The 343-nt window shown below is 34.7% G+C and carries 1 pseudogene; it reads left to right on the plus strand.

Annotation, left to right across the window (positions count from 1 at the left end):
- Positions 1-287, plus strand: a pseudogene (locus RT405_RS00470) (MurR/RpiR family transcriptional regulator); the annotation flags it as partial.
- Positions 288-343: the final 56 nt, after the last annotated feature.

Below are 343 nucleotides of genomic sequence, written 5' to 3' on the forward strand. Positions count from 1 at the left end.
ATTGTATGAATATTTTAAAAAAACAGCATGCACCCATTATCAGTATCACAAGCATTGGAGATAACCATATTTCAACTCAAAGCGATTGTTCTCTTAAAATAACCACTCGCGAGAAGCTTTACTCTAAAATTGGCAATTTCACATCCAACACATCTGTTATTTATTTATTGAATCTTTTATACTCCATTGTCTTTACAGCAGACTATGAAACAAACTTACATCATCTTATTCAAATCGGACGTTCATCGGACACCCGGAAAACGACCCTCGATATTATTAAAGAATGACCTTCATGTAAAACTTTATTTATAGCAGGCAAGAACTCTCCTTCCAATGGGGACCT

It is taken from the genome of Carnobacterium sp., from assembly GCF_032094055.1.
GTDB lineage: Bacteria > Bacillota > Bacilli > Lactobacillales > Carnobacteriaceae > Carnobacterium_A.